The organism is Paenibacillus sp. J31R122, assembly GCF_056269185.1.
The window spans coordinates 235,990-252,630 of record NZ_JBWDNM010000010.1 but is presented as its reverse complement, the minus strand read 5'-3'; the positions used below and the strand labels follow the sequence as shown (position 1 = coordinate 252,630).

Annotated in this window: 14 protein-coding genes and 1 pseudogene; 9 read left to right on the top strand and 6 right to left on the bottom strand. The window is 45.4% G+C overall.

Features of this window, described 5'->3' with window-relative positions:
• The first annotated feature begins 967 nt into the window (after positions 1-967).
• From AC0YN7_RS18115 to AC0YN7_RS18095, 5 genes are all read left to right on the top strand, one after another.
• A complete protein-coding gene (locus tag AC0YN7_RS18115; RefSeq protein ID WP_475811450.1) occupies positions 968-1,870 on the top strand; it encodes a helix-turn-helix transcriptional regulator in 903 nt (300 codons plus the stop codon).
• Positions 1,871-1,889: 19 nt separating this feature from the next.
• Complete coding sequence (locus AC0YN7_RS18110; protein ID WP_475811401.1) at positions 1,890-2,891, top strand: hypothetical protein; 1,002 nt, start codon at positions 1,890-1,892, stop codon at positions 2,889-2,891.
• Between the two features lie 25 nt (positions 2,892-2,916).
• On the top strand, positions 2,917-3,891 hold the full coding sequence (locus tag AC0YN7_RS18105; protein WP_475811400.1) for a hypothetical protein: 975 nt from the start codon (positions 2,917-2,919) through the stop codon (positions 3,889-3,891).
• Between the two features lie 517 nt (positions 3,892-4,408).
• A complete protein-coding gene (locus tag AC0YN7_RS18100) occupies positions 4,409-5,287 on the top strand; it encodes a 6-bladed beta-propeller (RefSeq protein ID WP_475811399.1) in 879 nt (292 codons plus the stop codon).
• A 26-nt stretch (positions 5,288-5,313) separates the two neighbouring features.
• Entirely contained in the window at positions 5,314-7,488 is a 2,175-nt protein-coding gene (locus AC0YN7_RS18095; protein ID WP_475811398.1) for an S-layer homology domain-containing protein, read from the top strand.
• A gap of 396 nt (positions 7,489-7,884) precedes the next feature.
• On the opposite strand, the gene ric is transcribed toward AC0YN7_RS18095, so the two are convergent.
• Both ric and AC0YN7_RS18085 read right to left on the bottom strand, forming a co-directional pair.
• Positions 7,885-8,589 (bottom strand): iron-sulfur cluster repair di-iron protein, encoded by a 705-nt coding sequence (ric, locus tag AC0YN7_RS18090; protein ID WP_475811397.1) that lies wholly within the window; start codon positions 8,587-8,589, stop codon positions 7,885-7,887.
• Positions 8,590-8,726: 137 nt separating this feature from the next.
• Positions 8,727-8,828: pseudogene (locus AC0YN7_RS18085) on the bottom strand (helix-turn-helix domain-containing protein); the annotation flags it as partial.
• A gap of 430 nt (positions 8,829-9,258) precedes the next feature.
• Between AC0YN7_RS18085 and AC0YN7_RS18080 the strand changes: the two are divergent.
• From AC0YN7_RS18080 to AC0YN7_RS18065, 4 genes are all read left to right on the top strand, one after another.
• The gene (locus AC0YN7_RS18080; RefSeq protein ID WP_475811396.1) at positions 9,259-11,313 is read left to right on the top strand and encodes a LuxR C-terminal-related transcriptional regulator; all 2,055 of its coding nucleotides are present in this window, start codon (positions 9,259-9,261) and stop codon (positions 11,311-11,313) included.
• A 178-nt stretch (positions 11,314-11,491) separates the two neighbouring features.
• Positions 11,492-11,752 carry a hypothetical protein gene (locus AC0YN7_RS18075; RefSeq protein ID WP_475811395.1) on the top strand — a complete coding sequence of 87 codons (261 nt, stop codon included), beginning with the start codon at positions 11,492-11,494 and terminating at the stop codon, positions 11,750-11,752.
• A 25-nt stretch (positions 11,753-11,777) separates the two neighbouring features.
• A complete protein-coding gene (locus tag AC0YN7_RS18070; protein ID WP_475811394.1) occupies positions 11,778-11,969 on the top strand; it encodes a hypothetical protein in 192 nt (63 codons plus the stop codon).
• 121 nt (positions 11,970-12,090) lie between these two features.
• Complete coding sequence (locus AC0YN7_RS18065; protein ID WP_475811393.1) at positions 12,091-12,600, top strand: N-acetyltransferase family protein; 510 nt, start codon at positions 12,091-12,093, stop codon at positions 12,598-12,600.
• A 277-nt stretch (positions 12,601-12,877) separates the two neighbouring features.
• On the opposite strand, the gene AC0YN7_RS18060 is transcribed toward AC0YN7_RS18065, so the two are convergent.
• The 4 genes from AC0YN7_RS18060 to AC0YN7_RS18045 all read right to left on the bottom strand — a co-directional run bounded on the left by AC0YN7_RS18060 (position 12,878) and on the right by AC0YN7_RS18045 (position 16,591).
• Positions 12,878-13,183 carry a hypothetical protein gene (locus tag AC0YN7_RS18060; protein ID WP_475811392.1) on the bottom strand — a complete coding sequence of 102 codons (306 nt, stop codon included), beginning with the start codon at positions 13,181-13,183 and terminating at the stop codon, positions 12,878-12,880.
• On the bottom strand, positions 13,167-14,606 hold the full coding sequence (locus AC0YN7_RS18055; RefSeq protein WP_475811391.1) for a radical SAM protein: 1,440 nt from the start codon (positions 14,604-14,606) through the stop codon (positions 13,167-13,169). The genes AC0YN7_RS18060 and AC0YN7_RS18055 overlap by 17 nt, the downstream gene beginning before the upstream one ends.
• A 2-nt stretch (positions 14,607-14,608) precedes the next feature.
• Complete coding sequence (locus AC0YN7_RS18050; protein WP_475811390.1) at positions 14,609-15,370, bottom strand: prolipoprotein diacylglyceryl transferase; 762 nt, start codon at positions 15,368-15,370, stop codon at positions 14,609-14,611.
• A gap of 462 nt (positions 15,371-15,832) precedes the next feature.
• Positions 15,833-16,591: an SDR family NAD(P)-dependent oxidoreductase gene (locus AC0YN7_RS18045; protein WP_475811389.1), complete on the bottom strand. Its 759-nt coding sequence runs from the start codon at positions 16,589-16,591 to the stop codon at positions 15,833-15,835.
• Positions 16,592-16,641 lie beyond the last annotated feature (50 nt).

Below are 16,641 nucleotides of genomic sequence, written 5' to 3'. Positions count from 1 at the left end.
CGGGGACGAGTAAGAAAGGAAAGATGTGTAGCAGTATGTAAAATATGAATACATCGCCATTTGGGACACAAACCTTGGGCGGTGTATTTTTTATATTCGAAGTCAACACGGAATCAACAATCGCTCTCTAAATATATTTTCAGGATACTTTGAACCGAGGTACTCTCTTGTAAGCAAATTGAAACTATGGAGTTCTAATTTCATTGTCCAAGGATTTTAATGGTTGAAGTCAACGCAATCGAATGTTAGCAAGAAAGATCAACAAAGAGTCAACAATGTTTACAATATGTAATAAGGAACGTTGCTTAAGGTGCGTGTAAAGATTAATTGAGGTGAGCCATAGCATAAGTAGGGCGAAATTTTTATAAAAGATGGGGCTGTCCCAAAGGTCTGATCGGACATCAGATCCGTTATTTGAAAATGGAACGTATGTCCGTATCTATCGAAAATAGAGGGGATTTGTACAAATATATATGACAGAAGTAACGGTCAAGAAGCATACCCGTAACAAGGAAGGCCGGTAGCCTCTCTTCTTGAGAGTGATTGTACCGGCCTTTTTTGTACATATACAGGTTGTGTACCAAATTAAGACAGCTCAAAAAATCCCTAATCCAAACAAGTGGTACGACATTTTATGTCGTACCACTTGTTTTATAATAAAGCCATCTAAGAGAAAAGAGGTCGAAATAAAATGCCGAAAACAAATAGAGGCCGAGTGTTATGGAAGCTGCCTTCTCGCGGGAGAGGCACTTGCCCGATTTGTGCAAGTACGAGAATTAAATTGCTGTATACGCAGGTGAACTCGAACGGAAAGTCTATTTCAGTATGCAAGAGGTGCACAGGTGCGTCTCAGGAGAGAGTAGATTCCGTAATCGTTTAATCTGTTCATCTACTATTGCAGATGGAGTTATTCAATGCTCTAATGGTTAGAGATGGATAATGGAAGGAGCTGTTTGGTGTGAGTAATATGCATCGTATTGGGTGGTTTGATCAGCAAGTGCGTGCAGGCAAATATCCGAACAGCAGCCTTCTCGCGACAGAGTTTGAAATTTCAAAACGGCAGGCGGCTCGCGATATTGAATATATGGAAATATCGCTCCGAGCACCATTAAAATATGTGGCCAAACATAGAGGCTATTGTTATGAAAATGAGGCTTTTGTACTGCCCTATCTTTATATGACGGATGAGGAGAAGCGAGTGTTGAAATACCTCGCATTTCGTTATCGGCATTACAATTATGATGATTCCGAATCGGTTAATCGCGTTGCCGATTTGCTGGGACGTTTCGATAGCGGGGTAGAAACGGAGAATGAGGTTGAGCTCCGCCTGCCTATGTTTAATGTAAATCCGCAAGTGATTCAATATATGGAACTACTCTCGCATGCGATATCGGAAAGCCTGTCTGTACAGATCTTGTATAAGGATCAGGACGGTGAACGTTATTTGCTTGCAAGTCCGATCAGGTTCACAGCCCGATATCATGCTGATTATGTAATGGTATACATGAATGAAGAAGAGCAGCCAATCAGCTTAAGATTGGACGGTATTCGCCAGCTTTCCATTGCTGGCCCCGCTTGCAAACAGGATCAACCGGCTCTGGCAGCGGGGAGCGAAGGACAGAAACCACCGCTGGCGCCGTATTTTGCCAAAGTCAGATTGTCTGCTCCTCTTATTAGTGACAACTGGAGAGGTTACAGAGTGCAAGCGCAGGAGCAGCTCGTCTATACGATTTCTTTTTTCGATGCGGACAGTTTCTTGCAGCACTTGATCATTGCCGAGTGGGAGGAGCTCATTTCCCCGCAATGGCTGAAGCGGAAGCTTCAAAGCAGATGTGAGCAGGCGATGAATCGCTTGAACCGCATAGAGTAAATTAGGGTAGGAGGATGGAATGATGTCGGGTACGCGATTGGAACGGCTGATGATGAAGCGGGAATCCAAATCCTTTATCGACAGTCTCCATGCCATATTGACAGCAGCTCATTTGTTTGACGGCCCCAAGTTCAGGCTTTCCGGCCTATCCGGGATGGCGTTCAAATTTACGGTTCATGAGAAGCTGCTGCCGCTATCGGTAACGGCATATGGTCAGTGGGTAGATGAACACAAACCGGCCATTGATAATTTAGGTCTATTTACGGTGATGGATGCCGGACGAACGAGACATCCCACCTTCAGTCATTATCAGCAGGAGGCTGTGAAATGGGTGAAGAGCAGCCTGGACCTGGGAATCGGCGTGATTTACTGGATACCGGAGTTTGGTGTGATTGATGGTTATGACGATGAGGATCAAGTGTTTTTTGTTCAAAATGGATGGTCGGAAGAACCTCAAATTGTGCTGTATAATAATCTTGGCCTCAATTTCACGGAGTTCTGGTATTGCCAGGTGTTCGGCGGAAAGGTGGATATTCCATACAACACGATGCTTCTTGAATCACTTCGCCTAGCCATTTACGATTGGGATACTCCCTTTAAAACATTGCCTAATAAGGATATAGCCTCCGGCAAGCTGGCTTACGATTTTCTCATTTATGCGCTTGATAAGGGCGATTATGATGAGGGCGGGGCTGTATATATTTTGGACTCCTATTTCCAATCTCGCAAAGAAATTAGCGCATATTTGCGCGAGGCACGAGGAATTTGGCCTGAACTGGACGACGCATCTGATCGATACAATCAACTAGCGGAGAGCATTCCGGACATGGAGAACTGTATCGTTAAAATAAGCGGGGGTCGGCAAGTCAACCGAAGCCAACTCCAGGAATTGATAGGCATGCTGTCAGTGGCTCAATTGCTGGAAGAGCAAGCAGTTGAATGTTTTCGGGCCATATCAAGCGCTTATCCCGACCGGAAACGGTCCATCGTTCCTCGTTGGGGGACGCATACGCCCAAGTAATCTATAGGCATAAAGAGGTGAACATATGGCGGTTGTTATAGCGGATTTGAACATGTCTGTTGAATCGGAATCCTACATTGACGCAATGCATGCTATTTTAGCCCATAAGGGATGGATGACTTACTCCAAGTCGATGCTTGCTGGAATGACAGCGTCAGCTTTTCGATTTACGGTTAGTCGACATTTTACAGCGGAGTCGCATACAGCATATAACTGGATGGCGGAAAACTTCCTTGCCGCAGATTTTATTGGCGTAACCGCTTCTCAGGATGCAGGTTTCTCCTTTGACGCGACCTTCCCACTTTATAAGGAACAGGCTGTATCGCAAATTAAAAGCTCGATCGATAACGGCACAGGCGCGATTATATGGAAGGACCGGTTTGTCATTGCCGTTGGTTACGATGATGAACGAGAAGCGTTGTTGATATCGAATGGCGAAGCAGACGAGTATGAGCTGCTGTCCTACGAATCTTTTGGCAGTAACGCTTCACCTTATTGGTATTATCAAGTATTTGAGGATCGAATCTTGCTCGATCATTTGGAAATTTGCCGGGAGTCACTCATGCAAGCCGTTTATAAGTGGGAAACACATGATCCTATGCTGCCTGAGGAGGATTATGCCTGCGGTAGGACAGCATATGATGCAATAATAACGGCGTTGCAGAGCGGGAAATACAACCATGAGGGATTGCGTACCGTAATCCGAAGCTATGCTGCTGCCAAGCGGGACATTCGATTATATGTCGCAGAGCTGGGGACGTATTGGCATGGAATAGGAATGGCGGCCCAACAATATACGTCGGTGGAGAAGGCGTTTAGCGAAGCGAAACGGCTGACGGATTCGATTGACGGGCGTAAGGGGCTGAAGTCCGAAACAACCATTCAGCTTATTGATCTATTTGCATCAGCCCGGGATTCGGAAGGAAGAGCGATTGAGATAATCCGAACGTTTATGCGCGAGACGATCGATATCCGCAGAGGCGATATCGCTTTAAGGTAAACGGCAGTAATTGACGATGGGTAAGAGTAAGAGTTATGAATCAGTGTGTGAAATTTGAATACATCGCCATGTGGGCTATATGCCTTGGTGATGTATTTTTTTATATTTGGAGTCAACACTTGTTCCAAATCTAGTATAGGATCGATATTCGAGGAACTCTCGATTTCGACTTTATCTAATACGAAATCCAACAATCAGGGCCGTAAAATGCCTGATTGTTGGATTTTTTATTTTCACGAAAAACGCTTTGCATAAATACGACCGGTCTCTAGATCGTTTATCAAAACGGCCTGTACGACGTCTGAGGGTCCGTGAGTAGAACGGAAGTATACCCGAATTCGACTATGTTGCTACGTTCGGATAATAGAATGCGCGAATGTAAGATGGTACATTTGAAGGTGATGATGTAAACATTGAAAAAAAGGAGAGAATTTCTATTTTTTTCATAATCAGATTTACTACATTCGGATATCAAGCTTGAGTTCTTATTTTATCCATACGATTAGGAGGATGCAAGATGTTAATCATGCGTACAAAAGGATTGTATTGGTTAATGGCTGTCGTGTTGTTAATGGGTACTATTTCAGTTCATTTCTCAGCCACAGCTTATGCAGCCGTATCTTCAGACGGTATTCATGAAGTCCCTACGGCTGGGGGATTTAAATTGCCGATAGTGGGAGGGGAATTCAATGAACCCCAACTTGTAGCAGTTGGTCCTAGCGAAAACGTGTATGTGGTGGATGGTGGAAACAACCGTATACAGAAGTTTGATTCCAAGGGTAATTACCTTTTACAATGGGGGAAATCTGGTAGGGGTAATGGAGAATTTAAAGACCCTCATGGAATAGCAGTAGACACTAGCGAAAACGTGTATGTGACGGATAGTGCAAACAACCGCATACAGAAGTTTGATTCCAACGGTACTTACGTCACGCAATGGGGAAGTAAAGGTAGCGGTGATGGAGAATTCAATTACCCTTTAGGAATAGCAGTTGATGCTAGCGGAAATGTGTATGTGGCAGATACTTTCAACTTCCGTATACAGAAGTTCGATTCCAGCGGTAATTACGATAGGAAATGGGGGAAATATAGCAGCGGTGATGGAGAATTCTTTTACCCTATAGGAATAGCAGTTGATGCTAACGGAAATGTGTATGTGGCAGATTATTTCAAAAGCAGTATACAGAAGTTTGATTCCAGCGGTACGTACGTTACGAAATGGGGGAAATCTGGCAGTGGTGATGGAGAATTCAATGTTCTTCTAGGAATAGCAGTTGATCCTAGCGGAAACGTGTATGTGGTGGAAGGTGACATTTTGATTCCAGCGGTACGTACGTTACGAAATGGGGGAAATCTGGCAGCGGTGATGGAGAATTTAAAGACCCTCGAGGAATAGCAGTAGACTCTAGCGGAAACGTGTATGTGGCGGATAGTGGAAACCACGGTATACAGAAGTTTGATTCCAGCGGTACTTACGTCATGAAATGGGGGGCATTTGGAAAATCCGTTATTACTCCACAATTTATTGCAACAGATAGCAAAGGAAACGTGTACATGACGGATCTTTACAACAACCGAATACAGAAGTTTGACTCCAGTGGTACATACGTTGCGCAAAGGGGGAAGGCTGGCAGCGGTAATGGAGAATTCAATATCCCTGCAGGAATAGCAGTTGATACTAGAGGAAACGTGTATGTGGCGGATAGTGGAAACGACCGAATACAGAAGTTTAATTCCAGCGGTACGTACGTTACGCAATGGGGGGTATCTGGAAGCGGTGATGGAGAATTGCAGAAACCTATAGGAATAGCAGTAGATACTGGCGGAAACGTGTATGTGGCGGATTATGAAAACAACCGAATACAGAAGTTTGACTCCAACGGTACTTACGTTATGAAATGGGGAAGTGCAGGCAGCGGTAATGGAGAATTCAAAAACCCTTATGGAATAGCGTTAGACACTATCGGAAACATGTATGTGACGGATTCTTACAACAACCGAATACAGAAGTTTGATTCCAGAGGTATTTACGTCACGCAATGGGGAAGTAAAGGCAGCGGTGATGGACAATTTGATGATCCTCTTGGAATAGAAGTTGATAGTAGCGGAAACGTGTATGTGGCGGATTATGAAAACGACCGAATACAGAAGTTTAATTCCAGCGGTTCTTACGTTACGCAATGGAAGATCACTTTTCCTCTCGGAGTTATGGTGGACAATAGTGGTAATATGTATGTAATAGATCTTTATCATTTAACGGGTGAGCGAAGAATTGGAAAATTTAGCCCGAACAATAACACGCATATAGCTGAATTAACGCTCACAGCGGGAAAGCTCATCCCGTCGTTTACACCTGGAACAACATCTTACACGGCATCTGTCGCTTCTAGCGTTGCTGCAGTGTCGATCACACCGGTGCTAGGAGATCCGATGGCGACAGTGGATGTATCAGGTGCATTCGGTACGGTTACTAGCGTCGTATACAACAATGTAGCTTCGTTCAGTGTACCTTTGAAAGTGGGAGAGAATCCGATTACGGTTACCGTCACGGCAATGGACGGAGTGACTACGAAGACCTACACCGTTACTGTGACACGTGATCAGGCACCATACAGTGGCGGCGGTTCGACCCTATGCGACGACAAAGTTACCTCAAAGGATGGTGAGCTAACGCTTCCCATGTGCAAATCAGGCGAGGTTAGCTTAGGGGATGGGGTCACGATCACGATTCCTGCCTATGCTGCAAACAAAGAATTAAAAGTAACGATCGAGAAATTGGTGGACATCAAAAATCTTCTAACGAATCAAGAGGTTCTAGCGAGCCCGATCTTTACGATTTCAAAAAACTTTCCGGAGAACTTCAATAAACCGGCCACGATGACCTTCTTATTCGATGCTGCGAGCTTGAAGAGCTACCAAAAGGCATCTGTATTCTACTATGACGAAGTGAAGAAGTCATGGGTAGAAGTCGGCGGTATTGTAAATGGCAATCATATTATTATAGAGGTCAATCACTTTGGAACATTTGCTGTATTCGCTGTAGGTCAAGCGCCGGAGGTGAGCTTTAGCGATATTTCCGGACACTGGGCGGAGGCAAACATCAAGCAAGCGGTTAGCAAAGGGATCGTCAGCGGTTATACGGACGGCACGTTCAAACCTAATGATACAGTGACTCGCGCGGAGTTTGCAGTTATGCTGATGAGTACGTTGAAGCCGCAAGGCGAAGGGGCGGAGCTAACCTTCACCGATACAGCGGGGATCGGAGCTTGGGCGCAGAAAGCGGTGGCGCAAGCGGTTCAAGCAGGTATTATTAAGGGCTATGTGGACGGTACCTTCCGTCCGGATGCCGGAATTACACGTTCGGAGATGGCAGTGATGATCGCGAGCGCTCTGGGTCAGCCGATCGAAGAGGCTGCCGCAACGGGCTTCGCGGACGATAAGGCCATTCCGAAGTGGGCGAAAAGCGCAGTGGCAGCCATGAAGAAGCTGGGCATTATTACGGGTAAAGACATGAACAAATTTGCTCCTGATGATCATGCAACAAGAGCAGAAGCAGTAACGGTTTTGCTGGAAATGATGGAACAGAAGAGCAAGTAAATGAACCTCTTATCCCCCAAATGGGGGATTTTTTTTAGCACTCAATACCTTACCCAGTTAGCTCGCCGTAAGGAGGATATCTTTCCGTTTGTCGGAAAGGGGTTGCCGGCCCCGGCGTGAGACCTCCCTGAGACTCCTTGAGCAACAGGAAAGTACAGGCCCAGTTTAAAAGTTGCGCCTCAGATCATCGAACTCTGCTTTCTCTACTGCTTTTTTAGCACGAGGAGGCATTGGGATATAGGTAACCTCAACAGGCACATAGTATATGAATCTGGAGTTTTGTCAGTACTTCGGCAGATAAATGAATTTGTTGAAATAGTGTAACTTAAACGAAACCCGAAAGTTAGAGACCTGAATACAGGCTTCTACTTTCGGATTTTATTAGAATATCAGATTTCAAACTGGTAAAGTAGATCGAACTTGATCGAACAATACGTGATTTTCGAGATGGATATGTTCAAACGTATCCTGCTCAAGCAAAGATAAGCGTTGAAATACAAGTCGGTATGTGCCACAGGCATCAGCAGGCGGCTCATAGTCGTGTGTAATTGTACGCAATTCTTTTAGTAAATTACCTGCACTATCATGCTCTTCTTCCAAATTAAGCAGATAGGGCATGAGCTGCTCTCTCGTTTCTTCTACAGGATTGCTTGTATATTGAAGCAGCAATGGGAATACAACTTGATCTTCCTCCAATGTATGATCGAGCAATTCCTTCTTCAAGGCAGTAAATAATTTTTGTACACGCAGCAAGTGCGGATGATGTTCTCCATGAACACGTGCAACTTTCGTTATATAGGGCGTCAACTGTGGCAGCTCATCTCGTAAAAAAGCGTGGTGTTTCTTCTGAATATGCTCAACAAGCGTGGCTTCATCTAGTGATTGGGGCTTGCTTGATGCATGAGCAGCGTGGTGTTGTTCGATCTGCAATACCTCAGCCAGAACTTGCTTCGGGTCTAAATTCAGCGCTTTGGCGGCATCTTCCAAGCTGATTTTACCACCGCAGCAATAATCAATTCGCAGCTTTCGAAATAAATCCGCTGTTTGTGGAATCGCAGTGACAATGTCTGCAACAAGTGTATGATGTGTCGTTGTATTCATATACAGTCCCCCTTAAAAAGATTAACTCCTCGAATTAAGCTTAAAGCTTAATCGGTGTTAAGCCTGTGATTGTACACACACAATTCAAGAATGTTTTGTGACTATACATGGTTTGTTGATTATTGCGTGCTTGCCGCTTATGCGCGTAGTAATCGATTGACGGTCTCGCGCCGCAGACCAATCAGTTGCCCGATTTCATCCTGCGTGTACGATACGTCCTTCATGTATGCGGTGGTCCAGCCAATCGGTAATCCATCGGGCAAAAGGGGCTGGAGTAATTGGAATTCTAATGCGGGGAATCCGGTTGCGGTGGGAGAATAGTAAGATGCAGTATGTAAGATTTGAATACATCGCCACAAGGGTTACTTACCTTGGGCGATGTATTTTTTATGTCCAGAGTCAACATGAAGTCAACACTCTATGTGTACGTGAGTGGAATCAACGTGGAGCCAACAAGTTTTTGTAGCAACCTTAAAGAGTCACTGAGCCATCCCCAAGGGTTGAATAACTTATCGATGCGATTAAAATATCGAGAAAGAAGTACTGGCTTCCACGATAGAATAAAATATATAATTTACATAAAGATAGCAGTTGCAAAATTGAACCTGATTTGCTGCAACGAACTCGTCCCGCTTTTTTTGATGATGTCATTCGAAAGAAGGTAATTATATGTATGAGGGCAAGATGAAGGCAGGCGGTCCAGAGGAACGCTTAGCTGTCCAGATTGACCAACTGGAACGGCATTATTTGGTAGGGCGGGACATCGAAATTCAGTATTTCTTGCACCAATTGATAGACGGCGGACAACAGGTACGGATCTTGAATCTCTATGGTACCGGCGGCGTAGGAAAAAGCTATTTAATCGACGAGTTCCGTCGGCTGGCGGTGAAAGCCAATGCCGCCTTTCTGTTGATGGACAGCCGTGGGTTCTCTCATACACCGCAGGACTTTTGCACGCAATTGCTACGCAAACTCGGCTATCCGATGGAGAAGTTGCAGCAGATCACCGAGACGCAGGCGCTTTTAGAGCTTTGCCTTGACAGCCTGAGGGAAAAGGCGGTGACTCACAAGCTTGTCCTCGCATTAGACACATTCGAGGAAATGGGTGATATGGAGCTCTGGCTGAGAGAGGCACTCCTCCCGCAATTGAACCCGGAAATCCTGATTCTCATTGCGGGAAGATTCCCCTTGCAAGGCATATGGCTCAGTTCTCCGGCATGGCGCCATTGGATACACCGGATGCCCATTGGGGATCTGGATTATTTGTCCGTTAAGCAATATCTAGAGCGCTCGGGCATTTCTCAGGAGCCGATGATCAAACAGATTTGGATGAAAACTAGAGGACATCCGCTCACGTTGTCTTTGATCGTCTCGACGACGATGGTTCAGAACAGTCAGGGCTTGGAATTGGTGGATGGAAGCGAAGTGTTCGAACATATCGTGAGCGTTTGGTTAAAAGAGGTTCCGGACGACAATCTTAGGGAGCTCGTAGAGACCGTAGCTGTACTTCGGCATTTTAACCAGGAGCTGCTTTCCTATGTATTGGATCGGCAGGTAAAGACGGATTTATTCCAGCAGCTGGTCGGATTTTCCTTCATTCGGAGGGTGGATAGGGGTTGGATCCTTCATGATTTGATGCGGGATGCCATCGGCTATGAGCTGCGTTTGCGCCAGCCTGAGCATTACGACTGGTTATGGAAGCGCTGCATCATATATTACTACAGCAGGATGAGCAATCAGTCCAAGAGAAAGAAGATCGCTTGGGAAGTCGTCGAATGGTACTATTATATCGGCGATCATGTTGTCCACAATTTCTGTTTTCAGAAATTGACTCCGTATCTCACGGAGACGTTGAATCCGTCCAATTGGGCGGAGGCAGAGCAGTATTTGGTAAATCGTTACATCAATCTTAAGGAAGTTTGCCTTCCTCTCCAGAACCTGGACACGGGCGAGAGGTTCGAGTATATGATTTCTAAAGAAGAATGTTTTTACCCGATTAAGCATATAAATCTTCAAGAGCTTTACGAGCTCGATCCTGGCATTGTTAAGCTGATGAGAGATCAGCAGGGGGCAATATGCGGCCTGACGGCAATCATTCCGATTCATACAGGAACACTTGACTATTTGCTAACTCATCCGCTGTCGTCCACATATTTCCAAAGTCTTCCGGATCATAAGCTAAAGGAACTCCGGGTGCCGAATGAACAAATTGCGGGTTATTTTGTGAAAACGATCGACGTGACGGATTTTGAGGACGTGGCGATACGTACAACTGCAGGGCTAACGTTCATCTCACTGCTTATTTCTTCTGATTTTGTCGTGACGACTGCTCCTCCGGAGCTCTCCTTCTTAAAGGAATTCCACCTTAGCTTGGGGTGCGAGCAGGTGAAAAACGTTGCACATTACGATTATGACATTAACGCTCCTACGCCATATTACGTTCTCGATACGAGGGGCGGCAGGCTGCAGGATTATTTGAATAAAATGATAGCGTCCTTCGGTCTTTTAGATCATTCCAAGCAACAGGATGATGGTATGTCGATGCTATCCGAGCGGGAAAAAGAAGTAATGGGGCTGCTGGTGAATGGTTACACGAATCAAGAAATTGCAGCGGACTTGTATATTACGGAAGTAACGGTCAAGAAGCATCTGACAGCGGTATTTCGGAAATTGAATGTCAGGAATCGAACGCAACTGGTTAATAGCTACTTGAGAAAAATATAAGGATACTAAATCAGACAAGCTTTCTTTCGGGAGAGAGCTTGTCTTCTTTTTTCGTGAGGAGAAGGGAAGTATACCCGATTTCAACTATTTTGCTACGTTCGGATAATAGAATACGCAAAAGCAAGATAGTACTCTTAATGTAACTAAACCAAAGTATTCAGAAAGGAGAAAACGGGGAATGAAATGGTTGGTGTTGATTCATGTATTATCGGCGATTATTGGTATTGGTCCAACGTTTTTCGGACACGTGTTAGTTAGGAACAACCAAACGTTGGAACAATTGAGACACTCCATGAAGTTGGCTCGTAAGCTGGACTTTTTTCCGGAAATTAGGGGATCCATTGTCGTGATCTCAGGTATTCTGCTCATCTCGCTGAACAACTACGGTTCAGTCATGCAGATATGGTTATTAGACCGGACCAATCTATTGCGTACATGATGGAAAACTGGTGTTCCTTGAATATATGATTGCTCAGGACGATTTTATAAAAGGGGTTAACCATACCAACGTGGCTGGTATGAAGGGGGTTCCGTCACCCGCTGTCGTGCAAATGGATATCGAGTTCCAAAAGCTGGGGCACGAAGGTTTCGAAGTTCCGCACTACGACATTCATGCATACTTTATTACCGACGAAGAGCAGCAGAACATAAAATAATAGGCAAGAAACGGGGTCAGCCTATTCAGTTACCAGGGGTGACCCCATTTTGTCGTCTTTGCGGATTACACGGTCTTAGCTTTTTTACGATATACCCACTCTGCTGAAAGGTGAGGAAAGCATGGAGAATGATTTGAAAATTAAACTAGGAGGCTCGATTGACGAGTATGTTAATGAGCTCTCAGAACTCTTGATTGAGGTCGTTGAGGACGGAGCATCACTCGGTTTTTTACCGCCATTAAGTCGTTCGGTAGCTGCCGAATATTGGTCAGATGTACTCAATCCCGATGTATATTTGTTTATTGCTAAATTCGACAACCGGATTATCGGAAGTGTGCAGGTCCATTTATGCACCAAACAAAATGGCAGACATAGAGCCGAAATCTCTAAACTCATGATACATTCTCAATACAGGCGCAAGGGGATTGGGAGGTTGCTGATGCATTGGGCTGAAGAATGTGCGAAGCTAGAAGGGAGGTCATTGTTAGTTCTCGATACGAGAGAAGGAGATCCGTCTAACGCTCTTTATACCTCCATTGGATATATTCAAGCAGGGAAGATTCCGTGTTATGCGAAATCAGCAAATGGAGTTTTGGATGCAACTATTTTGTACTACAAATCCATACATTAAATTCCTATGTTCGATATACCGCAACAGCCAGTAAAGTCGCAGAGCGAGAGTCTGTATTCGACAGCTGGAGTGATTGAAGTTCTGATAGCGGCAATCCGGTTGTAATGGGGGAAGAGTTAGAGCCGAAAGGCAACCAACGTAGGACGCGGGTTTTGGGGTTGTGACAGGCTGCGAAGAGGAGGGCTGTTACGGCCCTCTTCTGGCTTTCCATTCAATAGATTGCAACAAGAAGTCGGAGAAGTCGGAGAAGGATATAAAGTAGCTGAATTAGCAAGGTTTATAGAGATAAATTGCCACTAAGTAGGAGACCGAAGCAGGCAGCGTTCAACAGAAAAGTAATGCCAGCGCCGATCAGTAATCCTTGAATGATACCGCTTTTTTTACGGAAAATAAGGATAGCAGGAATTAGGTATAAGAGTTGTGCGATGCTGATAAAGAAAAGGGCGATAGGGAAAAGAAAAAGCAATAAATGCAGCACGGCCAACAGCCCGATTCCGAGCCATACCTGCTTGGTATGGCCAGGCGTTTTGCCAGAAGGCGATACGTCTAGCTGCTTGTTATCCTCATCACTCATTCCACTCATTGATTTTACCTCCCGGGCGCATGTCAAATTCATTTCTCAGCTCGGCCAGCTTCTTTTCCTGATCACCGCGATAGAACATATTGTACGTGTCAAAAGGAATGATTCGTCCATCGGGGTGTACGATGTGAACGCAAGATTTTTTGACGGAGCGTACATCAAAATTGTATGGATCTAAAAACTGCATAATGATGACACGGAATACATTATCATAGCTAATGTTTTCAGGCACGGCGACCATAGGCATGCAGCATAGTAGGTTTTTCAGTGAAAGCGCTGAAGAGGTAGGGGAATGAGCAGTCGAGAACAGCTCGAATATTTTTGACTTAAGTGTTTGATCCTGCTCGAACACGATCGTGTTGCGGCCGCCTTCTAGTAATATTTGAGGGTCCATTAATCCGGTAAGCGGCAGCACATCCCCGCCAAGCTTTAAGGCGTAGCCCATCGCCAAACAATCGGGGTGGCATGGCACCGGAATAATATCCTCAGGGCGAAAAATGCCCGATTGGTCAATTATTCCTTGCCGCACCTCACTAAGGGTCAAGCGATCCCTCGCCGGATCGTAATCTTCCAATCGTCCTGCTGCTTGGATAGGTTGGAAGGTTACACCGCGTACGGCGGGCTGCTTCAGGCCGAACTGAATAATGTCGCCGATCTCATGATCGTTCAGTCCTTTTTTGAGCGTAACGACCAGTGTGGTCGAGATATTGAATTCGTTCAAGTGCTCTAAAGCCCGGCGGCGAACGTCGCGCAAATCAACGCCGCGAAGCTCTCGCAACGCCTCCTCTTGGAAGCTGTCGAACTGCAAGTAAATTTCAAAGCCGGGCATATATTCTGCTAACCGCTTGGCAAAGCTACGGTCCTGAGCAATACGGAGGCCATTGGTGTTTAACATAATATGCTTGATTGGCTTGCTTTTGGCGAGGTCCAGTATTTCGAAAAACTGCGGATGAATGGTAGGCTCGCCCCCGCTAATTTGTACAATGTCGGGCTCGCCCTCGTTGCGGACGATGGCATCGAGCATTTTCTCGATCTGCTCTAGTGAGCGCCACGAGTCCTTGTGCGGGGAGGACTCTGCATAGCAAATCGGACATTGCAGATTACAGCGGTCTGTGACCTCTAGCAGTGTCAGACAGCTATGCTGCTCATGATCGGGACATAGTCCGCAATCATATGGACAGCCGTAGCGAATCGGTGTGTTCCAGTGCTGCGGCATTTCCGCAGGCTTCAGGAATTCGCGGCATTTCTTATAATAGGCGGCGTCGCTTGCAATCAGTACCTTTTCCCGTCCGTGCTGTCCGCAATATTTGAGCAGAAACACTTGATTGTCCTCAATGATGACTTTAGCTTCGACCTTGCGCAAACATTTCGAACAGATGCTGTTCGTTAGCTCGTAGAAAATGTAGGGTCTGTTTTTCGTTGTCATCGTTACAACTCCTTCCTATGTGAGCGTAGCGGCTGCCCCAGCCACTTGTATATCAAAGCAAAGTAATAGATTAAGCCTGCGAGGCAAGCCAGCTGAATATTGTTAAGCCCGAGATAAAGATGAGAGGTCGGCTTTATAAAATCGACGGCCAAGCGGAACAAGAGATACCCCGCCATAAAAAGTTGGAAAATCGCTCCGTCAGGAAATGCGGCTCTTTTTTTCCATCGATAGAGCATCCCGCCAAGCAGGAGCAAGAAAGCAATTTCATATAGCTGTGTCGGATGTCTGTGGATGCCGTCACCAAAATCAATGCCTGTCATCCAAGTTGTCGGCGTGCCGTAGGTATGATCAGTGAGCCCGGTCATAAAGCAGCCGATGCGCCCAATGATCATGCCTGCCATAATCGGCAGCGCCATATCATCGCCAGTGGAACGGGTAATGCCGACACGCTTCTTCATCCACTCAACACCGATCAGTCCGCCTAGTAATCCTCCGACTATCGTTTTGCCCTCCATTAAATAGGTGTAGCTGCGCCAGTTTTCGATCGTCCGTATGGGGTCCTCCAGCCAATACAACACTTTAGAGCCAATGGCAGCTCCTAGAATGGCCCCGACAATGATCCACATGCCCTGCACAATCGGAAGCTTATCTTTGCTGCGGGTGTAGAGGTACACTCGAAAGCCGATAAAATAAGCGAGCGCTTCAAATACCGCATGAGGATGCAGCTTTATAAAGCCAAGATTGATCCAAATAGGGAAGGTCATCGCGTTCTCCAGTTTCGTTTTATGGATTTATTTTCTATATATTCGCTAGCGGCAGTAGATAATCCTTTATGTTCACAATGGATCAGGTGTGTTAGAGTGACATCGAAATACCTGAGGAGAAACTAAGATTAATCGGTACTCTTGGATTCGGCGATGAAAGGAATGGCAAAGGGACTCCCGAAGTGAATCCGACAGCTGGAGTGATTGGAGTTCCGGCCGTGATAACCCTGTTGCTACGGGTGAGGAATAAAAGCTGAAAGACGTATAGCAGTGTGTAAGATTTGAATACATCACTATAAGAGGAATACACCTTCGGCGGTGTATTTTTCAAACTCAAAATCAACACAAAATCAACACAAAGTCAACACCCGCTCTCTGAAACCATTTTCATGAAGCTTCGTGCCGATCACACAAGAAAGTGCGGGATGATTCTGTTTCGTAACTTGCCATTACGAGACAAGACTATCGTGATCTTTCCACATAATTATAAATCGTATCTCTCAACTCAAACTCGTATGTCAAACCATTCACAATCCCCACAACGTGATCGTTGTCATACAGGTCAAGCATGAATCCAGCCATTTCTTTCGCGGTATGGAACTTCGGCACAGTGCCGTGATATTCGAAATCCGTGACATCAAAAGCACGCTTCGCGAATTCTGTTTCTGTTGCGGCAGGTGCCAACACTTTAGCCTGCATAAGTGCACCTTGACTTTTCAACTCATGAGATAATCCTTCAGTAAAGGCACTCACATAAAACTTTGTCGCGCAGTACGTAATGGCATTTCCCACAATCGTATAGCCGCCACCGGATGAAACGTTGATTAATTGTGTTCCTTCAACATTGGAGTAGTCACGAACGAAAAGAGAGGATAGTATGGTTAACGCTTCAATGTTCAGATGCAGCATAGTAGTTATTTTATTTAAATCTTGCTTGGCGACTGAAGCAAAGTTACCCAATCCCGCATTGTTGATCCAGGTTTCGATTTGGAACCCTTGCAGGCTTTCGTAAAGCTTATAAGCATTCTCGACAACGGATAAGTCAGTTGTTCGAATGACAACATCTACATCAGGATGGATACGAGCGATTTCAGACTGTAATTCCTCCAGCTGTTCCTTTCTGCGTGCTACAAGGATTAAGTTTTTTCCTCGAGATGCAAAAGCTAGAGCAGCTTCATAACCTATACCTGAACTGGCGCCGGTAACTACAGTAAATTTCATGTGATTTCCTCCTATTTTTTCAACGAGAATATATTATGAACCCACTGCGA

Bases quoted from the DNA above. Each gene is read 5' to 3' on its own strand.
- AC0YN7_RS18115 (WP_475811450.1), top strand. From the start codon at position 968: ATGCATCGTATTGGGTGGTTTGATCAGCAAGTGCGTGCAGGCAAATAT.
- AC0YN7_RS18110 (WP_475811401.1), top strand. From the start codon at position 1,890: ATGATGTCGGGTACGCGATTGGAACGGCTGATGATGAAGCGGGAATCC.
- AC0YN7_RS18105 (WP_475811400.1), top strand. From the start codon at position 2,917: ATGGCGGTTGTTATAGCGGATTTGAACATGTCTGTTGAATCGGAATCC.
- AC0YN7_RS18100 (WP_475811399.1), top strand. From the start codon at position 4,409: ATGTTAATCATGCGTACAAAAGGATTGTATTGGTTAATGGCTGTCGTG.
- ric (WP_475811397.1), bottom strand. From the start codon at position 8,589: ATGAATACAACGACACATCATACACTTGTTGCAGACATTGTCACTGCG.
- AC0YN7_RS18080 (WP_475811396.1), top strand. From the start codon at position 9,259: ATGTATGAGGGCAAGATGAAGGCAGGCGGTCCAGAGGAACGCTTAGCT.
- AC0YN7_RS18075 (WP_475811395.1), top strand. From the start codon at position 11,492: ATGAAATGGTTGGTGTTGATTCATGTATTATCGGCGATTATTGGTATT.
- AC0YN7_RS18070 (WP_475811394.1), top strand. From the start codon at position 11,778: ATGATTGCTCAGGACGATTTTATAAAAGGGGTTAACCATACCAACGTG.
- AC0YN7_RS18065 (WP_475811393.1), top strand. From the start codon at position 12,091: ATGGAGAATGATTTGAAAATTAAACTAGGAGGCTCGATTGACGAGTAT.
- AC0YN7_RS18060 (WP_475811392.1), bottom strand. From the start codon at position 13,183: ATGAGTGGAATGAGTGATGAGGATAACAAGCAGCTAGACGTATCGCCT.
- AC0YN7_RS18055 (WP_475811391.1), bottom strand. From the start codon at position 14,606: ATGACAACGAAAAACAGACCCTACATTTTCTACGAGCTAACGAACAGC.
- AC0YN7_RS18050 (WP_475811390.1), bottom strand. From the start codon at position 15,370: ATGACCTTCCCTATTTGGATCAATCTTGGCTTTATAAAGCTGCATCCT.
- AC0YN7_RS18045 (WP_475811389.1), bottom strand. From the start codon at position 16,591: ATGAAATTTACTGTAGTTACCGGCGCCAGTTCAGGTATAGGTTATGAA.